This window comes from Streptomyces sp. NPDC031365 (assembly GCF_055569765.1).
In genome coordinates this window covers 334,898-341,780 of the sequence record NZ_JBVIIM010000001.1, presented here as the reverse complement: position 1 = coordinate 341,780, position 6,883 = coordinate 334,898, and the positions used below count along the sequence as shown (strand labels likewise).

The window sequence follows — 6,883 nt, the reverse complement described above, 5'->3', positions numbered from 1 at the left end:
GGGGGGGGGGGGTGGTTTTTGTTGGGGGTGGGGGGGGGTGGTGTGGGGGGGGTTGTCGGCGTTTTTGTGGGGGTGGGGGGGGGGGTTTTTTGGTGCCGTACGGCACCAAGGCCCCGAGGGATTTGTAACACCATCTGCCGGTCTACTGCACTACCGGCGCTCTCTGTCCGCACCAGCCCACAGCGAGGGGCGGCAAGTGCGGGGATCGCGAATGCGTGACCGTGGGACCACCTTCCGTTCCGGGGCCTGCGGTACCCGGGCAGACCGTTCTCGCCCGGGCGATCCTGATGGCGTCCGCCTCCTTCTCTCTTCTTTCGATGCACCGCTTGGTGCTGCTGGTACTGCGGATCCTGCGTCCTGGCGGCGACCTCATGAGGCCGCCCCACGACATTTCCCTGCATGCGGGCAGTTCGTATCTGCCGCGCCTCATGGACTTCTTGGCTACAACAGAGACACTAACTCCTCGCCCCGAGTATGTCTACATCGACGACAGCAGATTTTCGCCCCTATGGGTGAACGGTTCAGGTGAGCCGATCCACCTCGGCCGTGGCGGCTGCGATCCGGTCCTTCCGCCGGTCGTCGGTCATGGGCGGAAGGACGGGCGCGATAATCGAGGCATGCAACCACCACCGGTCGGCGGGGACGCCGTGCATGAGCGGCTGGTGGGCGATCTGCTCGCCGCAGGGGCGCCGTACTCCCTCGTCCTGGCCGGTGGGGACGCCGTACGGGCGCACGGCCTGGTGGGCGCCCGGATCAGCCGCGGGGTGGACCTGGCCACCGAGCATCCCGCGACCATGGCGGAGATCGCCGACGCGGTGCGGGCCGGGGCCCGGTCACGCGGGTGGGTGGTCAAAGGGCTGGATCCCGACCCGCTGGCCGCGCGGCTGGTGATGGGCGACCCCGCGACCGGGACGGAGTGCCGGGTCGATCTCCGCAAGGAGGTGCTGTGGCGGCCACCGGTGGAGACCGCGTCCGGACCGGCGCTCTCCCTGGAGGATCTGATCGGTACGACCGTACGCACGCTGGCGGACCGCGGCCTCGCCCGTGACCTCGTCGACGTCCACGCGGCCTCGGACCGGTGGAGCCGCCCGGAGCTGGAGGAACTCGGGCGGCGCCACGCCCCCGACACGTTCGACCTCACCGAGCTCCAGTCCCGGCTGACCGGCACGGAATGGGTCGACGACGCCGAGTTCCGCGCCCACGGGCTCGACGCCCCGTCGGTCGAGGACCTGCGCCGCTGGGCCCAGGCCTGGGCGGACGACATCGCCGAGCGGCTGCTGGAGGGGGAGGATCCCGAGGAGGGCCCCGAGGAGGGCCCCGAGGAAGATCCCGAGGAGGGTCACCTCGGGGAGGGCTGACCGCGGGTCCCCCGTCCGCGACGGCCCGGGGCGGCCGCCACCAGCAGCAGGGTCACCCCGGCCGACACCACCGCCAGCGTGGTCATCGCGGCCGCGGGCGAGGTGAGCTGGGCGAGGCCGCCCGCCAGGGCCGCGCTCACACCCTGCATGGTGAGCATGCCGGAGGAGTGCAGGCCGAGGGCGTGGCCGGAGAGTTCCGGCGGGGTGAGGGCCATCAGCCGTTCCTGCTGCACCAGGCTCGCCCCGAAGCCGACGGAGGCCACCGCGACCAGAGCGGCGGCCACGGGCAGCGGCGGGTGGAGGACGAGCGGCAGATAGGGCGTGGCGAGGAGCAGGAGCAGCGGGGCGGCCAGCCGTCGGCGGCGGTCCGGTGCGATCAGGCGGCCGACCGTGACATCGCCCGCCAGCATCCCCATGGCCGCGCAGGCGAAGAGGGTGCCGGCGGAGTCGGGTGCGTAGGAGACGTAGAGGGATTCGCAGCCGACGATCAGGCCGTTGGGGATCCACAGGCCGAGGTAGACGTGACGGCGGGGCGGGGACGACCAGAGCCGGGCGTTGGCCCTCCAGGTGGCCCGTACGGAGGGACGGCCGGCGGCGCGCGGCGGGCGGCGGGTCAGGCCGAGGCGGGCAACGAGCGCCGCCGTGCCGTACAGGGCCGCCGCCAGCAGCAGGGACGGGCGCGGGGAGAGGACCGCCAGCAGGACGCCGCCGGCCGCGAAGCCGGTGATCTGCGTGAGCCCGTTCATCATGTTGAAGGCCGAGCGGCCCAGAAGGTAGCCCTCCTCGGGGAGGATCTCGTTGAGCAGGCCCCAGCCGACGCCCCCGCCCACCGACGCCACCAGCCCCTGGGCCAGCAGGACCGCGAACACCGCCGCGATCGGCAGGCCGGGCAGGGCCAGCAGCGCCGTGAACGCCGCGAAGGCGAGCGCCGTGCCGGCCATGGTGACCCGGGGTGGCAGTCGGTCGGCGGCGGACATGAAGAGCGTCGCGCCGAGGACGTGCGCGAGGGACGGGCCGAACATGCTCAGCGCGGACAGCAGGGGTGAGGCGGTCTCCCGGTAGACGAGTGTGGCCAGGGCCAGGCCGCCCGTCGTGCGGGCCATGGTCTGGGCGGAAGCGGCGAGGAAGAGCGGCGTGAACTCGGGGGTGCGGAACAGGTCCCTGTAGCTGCGCATGCGCGGAGTCTGAGGGTGGGGGCCGGGGCGGCCGTTAGTGTTTCGCGCAGATGCGAAACATCCGGGAGGCGGAGGGTCGTGGGCTGGTGGCAGATCAGTGCGGACACGCTCGCCGGGAGCCGGTTCGTGCTCTCGCCGCTCGCCGAGACCTTCGCGAGTCTGCGGCTGCTGCACACGGCACGGGCCGCGCATCCCGGGGAGCGGGCGTGGCTCGGCGCCCATCTGCCGGCCTACCGCGCGCGGCTGGCCGCCGATCCGGTGACCGCCGTCCTCATGCCGTCCGCGCTCGGGACGGTGTGGATCGCGGACTTCCTGACCGTCACCCCTCGGGGTGACGAGACCTTCGAGGAGGAGGTGACACGGGTGCGTACGTTCCCGCCCGGCACCGCCCGCGCGCAGGTGCGGGTCTCTCTGGGCGGCCCGTTGCCCGCCCTGCTGGACCGCGGTGACCTGGCGGAACGCGCCGCGGACCTCCTCACCCACGTCTGGGAGGACGCCGTCCGCCCGTACTGGGCGCGGCGCCGGCGGATCCTTCAGGCCGATGTGGTGGCCCGGACGGCTCAGGTGGGGCGGGGTGGCTGGGCGACGGTGCTGGACGGGCTGCGGCCGGGGACACGCTGGCTCGGCGACAGCCGGCTGCAGGTGAACGCGCACGAGCTGCCGCCGCGTGAGATCTCCGGGGCCGAGCTGCTGTTCGTGCCGGTGACCCCGCAGCGGGTGGGCTGGGTGTCGCGGGAGGGGACGCGGCGGTACGCGCTCGTGTACCCGTGCACGGGCCCGCTGGCCGGCGACCGTGACCGCGAGCCCGTTCCCGCGCCTCTGGGCGCGCTGCTCGGGGCCGCGCGGGCCCGGGTGCTGATGCTGCTCGGCTCCCCGCTGAGCACCAGCCAGCTGGTCGCCGTGACCGGGCAGGGGCTGGGTTCGGTCGGCCGGCATCTGCGGGTGCTGCTGGACGCGGGGCTGGTGGAGCGATGCGGCCGGTCCGGCCGGTCGGTGCTGTACGCGCGGACGGCGGCCGGAGAGGTCCTGGCCGAGGCCGGGCACGGGAAGGTCGTGCCCCGGGGCTAGGGTCGGCGCATGACGACTGCAGAGAACAACGGCACCTCTCCCCTCGACGTCGAGATCGGCGCGCTCAGCGGCGGCTCCGCCGCGCTCTCCCAGTACGCGGGCCGGGCCGTGCTCGTCGTGAACGTGGCCTCGAAGTGCGGACTGACCCCGCAGTACGCCGGACTGGAGCGGCTGCACGAGCGGTACGCGGAGCGCGGCTTCACCGTGCTCGGCGTGCCCTGCAACCAGTTCCTCGGGCAGGAGCCGGGCAGCGCGGAGGAGATCGCCGAGTTCTGTTCGGCGACGTACGGGGTGACCTTCCCGATGACCGAGAAGGCCGAGGTCAACGGGGAGGGGCGGCACGCGCTGTATGAGCGGCTGGTCGGCGTCGCCGACGCCGAGGGGCACAGCGGGGACATCCGCTGGAACTTCGAGAAGTTCCTGATCGGACGGGACGGCGAGGTCGTCGCCCGTTTCTCGCCGCAGACCGAGCCGGAGTCGGCTGAGCTCGTGGCGGCGGTGGAGAAGGCGATCGGCTGACGGCGTTGACCTTGCCCCTGGGGCAGGGCTGAGCGTCTCCGGTGCCGGGCGGAAGAGCCGCTCGGCGGCGGAGGATGTCGGCGTGGACGAGGAACTGCTCGGTATCGGGGCGTTCGCGGCGCGGGCCCGGCTGTCGGCCAAGGCGCTGCGGCTGTACGACCGGCTGGGGCTGCTGGCCCCGGCGCGGGTCGACGAGACCACCGGTTACCGGTTCTACCGGGCCGGTCAGGTGGAACGGGCCCGGCTGGTCGCGCTGTTGCGGCAGCTGGACATGCCGCTCGCCCGGATCGCCGAGGTGGTCGACGCGGACGACGCCGCGGCGGGGGCCGAACGGCTCGCCGCCTACTGGGCGGACGTCGAGGCGCGGCACGCCGGGCAGCGGACGCTCGCCGAGTACCTCCGCGGACGGTTGTCGGGGAGGAGCTCGGAAATGTACGGGAAGTTCGTGGTCGAGGCGGTCGAGGTGCCGGCACAGGTGCTGATCACCGAGTCGCGGCACGTCCTCGCGGGGGAACTGCCGGCGTGGATCGGGGCGTCGCTGGGCCGGCTGGAGGAAGCGGCCCCGGAGTGCGGGGGCGTGGCCGGCGCGCCGTTCGTGGTGTACCACTCCGAGGTGACGGTGGAGAGCGACGGGCCCGCGGAAGCCTGCGTCCCGGTCGCCGACGAGACGGCGGCACGTGCCTGGGCCGGGGCGCGGGGCCGGGCCCGGGGGACGACGGTTCGGGTGGAGCCGCCGCTGCGGCTGGCCCGCACCCGGATCACCAAGGCGCAGGTGGCGTATCCGCAGATCCTGGCCGCCTTCGAGGCGGTGGAGGAGTGGATGGAGGAGCACGGGCTGACACCGGCGGGTCCCTGCCGCGAGGTGTACTTCGCGGACTGGTCGGCCGCGGGGCCGGAGGATCCGGTGTGTGACGTGGCGTTCCCGGTGGCCGTCCGGTAGGCCCTCGCCGGTGGCCGTCCGGCGGGCCGTTCCTCGTGCCGTCCGGGTAGGACCTGCCGGTGGGCGTCCGGTGGGCCTCACCGGCGGCCGTCCGGAGGCGCTTGCCGGCGGCCGTCCGGAGGGCGCTTGCCGGTGGCCCCCTCGGCGGCATCCGCTGCCGGCTGGGCCGGAGGGCACAAGCCGAGCCCTCTCGGCTAGGACGGCGGGCTGGTCGAGAGGGCTCTTCGGTGGTGCTTGTGAGCGGTGCCGGTCCGGTCGGTGACCGGTGCCGTCAGCCCTTGACCGAGGCCACGAAGACGCTCCACGCGTTCGCGGGGAAGGCCAGTTTCGGACCCTCGGGGACCTTCGTATCCCCGAGTTCCAGCGCTGTCCCGGTCGTCGACCTGACCATCACGCACGCGCCGTTGTTGTTGGTGTAGGAGGACGTCGTCCACGTTTCCGTGGCACCCAGACGAATTGCCATGTTCGCTCCGTAGCCAGATGCTGAGTTGCTGTCACCGGCCTGCGCATTCCGGCATGGACCGCAGAACGGATTGCGCCAACCCTCGCTGCTGGTTGGCGTGATCGACGCTACTCGCCAACATCTTCTGCCGGAGCGGTCGTTCACTCGTCCGGATGGCTTATTCCAGACGGGACTTACGGTGAGGTATCAGCGGTGTAGAATTCCGCCCCGCAACTGCCGATGACTCAGCGCGCGTAGTCCTTCGCGAGGCGTTCCACCAGTTGACGGGACTGTTCCACGTTCAGTGACTGGGCCCGCAGATGCTCGTACATCACCGTGTACTTCTGCACGTCGTGCGGCTTCTCCAGGTACAGGTCGCTGGTGACGCCCTCGATGTACACCACGCTCGAATCGGCCGCGTCGGCGAACTCCAGGATCGAGTACTGGCCGTTGATGCCGGCGTGCGCCCCGACCTCGAACGGCAGCACCTGCACGGTGATGTGCGGCAGCAGGCTCAACTCCATGACGCGTTCGAGCTGTTCCCGCATCACCTGGCGGCTGCCGACGATCCGGTGCAGCGACGCCTCGTCCAGGACGAGCCACAGCCGCAACGGGTCGTTCTCGGCGGTGATCCGGCTCTGCCGGCGCAACCGCACCTCGACCCGCCGGTCGTTCTCCTGCTCGGTCGACTCCGGCGAACCGCCCTGGACGATCGCCTCCGCGTACGCGCGGGTCTGCAACAGGCCGGTGATGATCTGGGGTTCGTAGACGCGCAGCGACTCCGCGTCCGTCTCCAGGCCGATGTAGACGCTGTACGGGATGTCGCCGAAGGCATGCCACCAGCCCTGCTGGCGGGAGTCCTTGGCCATCTGCATCAGCGACTCGACGATCCGCTGGTCCTCGACCTCGTACACCCCGCACAGGTCGCGCACGTCGCGCTGGCTGATGCTGCGCCGGCCGTTCTCCAGGCGGCTGATCTTCGACTGCGAGACCAGCAGTCGCTCCGCCACCTCCTCGGCCGTCATGCCCTTCAGCTCACGGAGCCTGCGCAGCTCCTGGCCCAGTCGGCGCCGCCTGACGGTGGGATTGACATTGGACGCCACGGGACGTGCACCTCCGGCTGTATGCCTCGTACTTGCCACTTTGCGTGTCTGCTGATGAGCAGACTGCCACCAAGGTGCTTCCTACCGCTGGGAAACGGTGGATATACGACGGGTACACGCCACTTCACGGGCTGGTGGCGGATGTGCCCCCGGCCGGGGGCACGCCGGGGGGGGGGGGGGGGGGACGGGTTGTTTTCGGCCCGCCCCGGCCGGGGCGTCCTTCGTCCGGGCGTTTTTTTTTCTTTTCTTTTGTTTTCTTTTTCTTTTTTTCCTATGGG

The 6,883-nt window shown here is 71.7% G+C and carries 7 protein-coding genes; 4 read left to right on the top strand and 3 right to left on the bottom strand.

The window, feature by feature from the left end:
* Nucleotides 1-617 precede the first annotated feature (617 nt).
* Entirely contained in the window at nt 618-1,358 is a 741-nt protein-coding gene (locus ACZ5C2_RS01600) for a nucleotidyl transferase AbiEii/AbiGii toxin family protein (RefSeq protein WP_468785372.1), read from the top strand.
* Here ACZ5C2_RS01600 and ACZ5C2_RS01595 read toward each other — a convergent pair.
* Nucleotides 1,340-2,533 carry an MFS transporter gene (locus tag ACZ5C2_RS01595; RefSeq protein ID WP_468785370.1) on the bottom strand — a complete coding sequence of 398 codons (1,194 nt, stop codon included), beginning with the start codon at nt 2,531-2,533 and terminating at the stop codon, nt 1,340-1,342. The genes ACZ5C2_RS01600 and ACZ5C2_RS01595 overlap by 19 nt on opposite strands.
* Nucleotides 2,534-2,611: 78 nt before the next feature.
* On the opposite strand from ACZ5C2_RS01595, the gene ACZ5C2_RS01590 reads away from it, so the two are divergent.
* The 3 genes from ACZ5C2_RS01590 (at nt 2,612) to ACZ5C2_RS01580 (ending at nt 5,060) form a co-directional block, all read left to right on the top strand.
* Nucleotides 2,612-3,601 (top strand): ArsR/SmtB family transcription factor, encoded by a 990-nt coding sequence (locus ACZ5C2_RS01590; protein ID WP_468785368.1) that lies wholly within the window; start codon nt 2,612-2,614, stop codon nt 3,599-3,601.
* Between the two features lie 9 nt (nt 3,602-3,610).
* Nucleotides 3,611-4,120: a glutathione peroxidase gene (locus ACZ5C2_RS01585; protein ID WP_468785366.1), complete on the top strand. Its 510-nt coding sequence runs from the start codon at nt 3,611-3,613 to the stop codon at nt 4,118-4,120.
* An 82-nt stretch (nt 4,121-4,202) separates the two neighbouring features.
* Nucleotides 4,203-5,060 (top strand): MerR family transcriptional regulator, encoded by an 858-nt coding sequence (locus tag ACZ5C2_RS01580; RefSeq protein WP_468785364.1) that lies wholly within the window; start codon nt 4,203-4,205, stop codon nt 5,058-5,060.
* Between the two features lie 271 nt (nt 5,061-5,331).
* Here ACZ5C2_RS01580 and ACZ5C2_RS01575 read toward each other — a convergent pair whose 3' ends face one another.
* Together ACZ5C2_RS01575 and ACZ5C2_RS01570 are read right to left on the bottom strand one after the other, a co-directional pair.
* Nucleotides 5,332-5,523 carry a DUF397 domain-containing protein gene (locus tag ACZ5C2_RS01575; protein ID WP_468785362.1) on the bottom strand — a complete coding sequence of 64 codons (192 nt, stop codon included), beginning with the start codon at nt 5,521-5,523 and terminating at the stop codon, nt 5,332-5,334.
* A 224-nt stretch (nt 5,524-5,747) separates the two neighbouring features.
* The gene (locus tag ACZ5C2_RS01570; RefSeq protein ID WP_468785360.1) at nt 5,748-6,605 is read right to left on the bottom strand and encodes a helix-turn-helix domain-containing protein; all 858 of its coding nucleotides are present in this window, start codon (nt 6,603-6,605) and stop codon (nt 5,748-5,750) included.
* Between the last annotated feature and the right edge of the window lie 278 nt (nt 6,606-6,883).